The 2,210-nt window shown below is 43.5% G+C and carries 2 protein-coding genes; both read right to left on the reverse strand.

What is annotated here, in order from left to right; translation table 11 throughout:
* Positions 1 to 1,702: DNA topoisomerase (ATP-hydrolyzing) subunit A (gyrA, locus tag A3762_RS12770; protein ID WP_068755901.1), on the reverse strand; the 1,702-nt coding region annotated here is incomplete at its 3' end.
* 276 nt (positions 1,703 to 1,978) lie between these two features.
* Positions 1,979 to 2,210: formyltransferase family protein (locus A3762_RS12775; RefSeq protein ID WP_304439286.1), on the reverse strand; the 232-nt coding region annotated here is incomplete at its 5' end.

A 2,210-nucleotide genomic window follows, 5' to 3' on the forward strand; every position in this document is an offset into this window, starting at 1 on the left:
CAGACTTACCGCGCCCACCACGACGCTGCGCCTGATATTCTTCAAGCTTCTGCGTTTTCGCATAACCTGCATGCGAAATAGTGACAACTAAATCTTCTTCAGTAATTAAGTCTGCAACTGTTAGGTCTCGACGCGAAGACATGATTTCTGTGCAACGCTCATCACCATACTCTTCTTTGATAGCTTCAAGCTCTTCACGAATAACAGCCATCAATTTATCTGGATCGCTTAAGATACCAAGAAGCTCAGTGATGCGTTCAAGAATCTCTTTGTATTCTGCAATGAGTTTTTCTGTCTCAAGACCAGTCAGACGGTGCAAGCGCATGTTAAGAATTTCTTGTGCTTGCGTCGGAGAAAGACGGTACTTACCGTCAACAAATCCATATTCCTCGCCTAGATCATCAGGCTTACACGCATCAACGCCCGCTTTCTCGAGCATGCCGACTACAGCACCTGGCTCCCAAGCTTGAGCAAGCAAAGCTTCTTTCGCTTCAGCAGAGGTTGGAGATTTCTTAATGAGCTCAATTACTGGATCGATATTCGCAAGCGCGACGGTAAGACCTTCGAGAATATGGCCACGCTCTCTCGCTTTACGTAACAAATAAACAGTACGACGGGTAACGACTTCTCTACGGTGCTTAACAAAAATCTCAAGTGACTGCTTAAGATTAATCGTCTTTGGCTCACCATCAACAAGCGCAACCATGTTGATACCAAACACGTTCTCAAGCTGAGTTTGAGAATACAAGTTATTCATAATTACATCTGGCACTTCACCTCGACGTAACTCAATAACAATACGCATGCCCTCTTTGTTTGACTCATCTCGAAGCTCGGTAATCCCTTCGATCTTTTTATCTTTAACAAGCTCTGCGATTTTCTCAATCAAACGCGCCTTGTTAACCTGATAAGGAATTTCTGTAACGACAATGCGCTCTTTACCTTTCGCGTCTGTTTCCACTTCATAACGCGCGCGTAGATAAATTTTACCGCGACCAGTCTGATATGCCTGAACAATACCAGCTCGACCGTTAATAATCGCTGAAGTCGGGAAATCTGGACCAGGAATGTAATCCATCAACTCATCAGTCGTAATATCTGAATTGTCTAACAAGGCTAAACAGCCACTGACAACTTCATTCAAATTATGCGGAGGAATGTTCGTCGCCATACCAACCGCAATACCTGATGAACCATTCACCAATAAGTTAGGAACACGAGTCGGTAAGACTTCTGGGATTTGCTCTGTGCCATCATAGTTAGGAACAAAATCGACCGTTTCTTTCTCTAGATCAGCAAGCAAAGAATGCGCAAGCTTCTGCATACGGATTTCCGTATAACGCATCGCAGCTGGATTATCCCCATCGATAGAACCGAAGTTACCCTGACCATCTACCAATGTGTAACGAAGAGAAAATGGCTGAGCCATACGAACAATTGTATCGTAGACCGCAGAATCACCATGTGGGTGGTATTTACCGATCACATCACCAACAACACGAGCAGACTTTTTGTATGCTTTGTTCCAATCGTTGTTCAATTCACTCATTGCGAAAAGAACACGTCGGTGAACAGGTTTCAAACCATCACGAGCATCTGGCAATGCTCTACCAACGATTACGCTCATCGCGTAATCAAGGTATGACTGCTTCAACTCATCTTCAATATTTACGGGAAGGATTTCTTTAGCGTGATCACTCATAGGGAGTGCATTCCTTTCATTTCGATCGTTTTTGTAATGCTCTTAGAGCACTTATCGTTATTAGGCAAAAATTGAAGCGCTTTGCCTTTCTTTGCGTTTTACTGAAACCAAAAGCAATTTTGGAAGTTAGCGCAAAATTAATCAACGCACTATACCATAAGCACAAAACAAAAGAGAGCATTTAGCGCGTTTTAGAGGGCTTGTTAACGCACTATTTTTGAATAAGATCTGAAAGCGAAGAAAGCGCAACAGAAAGTCGCGCCTTAGAACTGAAATTTACGCGAATACGACCGTTTTGTTTTCATGAATGATAACACGATCTTCAATATGCAATCGCAAGCCACGCGCCAACACAGTCTTCTCTGCATCCTTGCCTAGGCGCACCATATCTTCGATCGTATCACTGTGATTAATACGAATCACATCCTGATCAATAATCGGCCCCTCATCGAGATCTTGCGTCACGTAATGACACGTTGCGCCGATCAACTTCACACCACGATCATAA

This window comes from Oleiphilus sp. HI0125, from assembly GCF_001635355.1.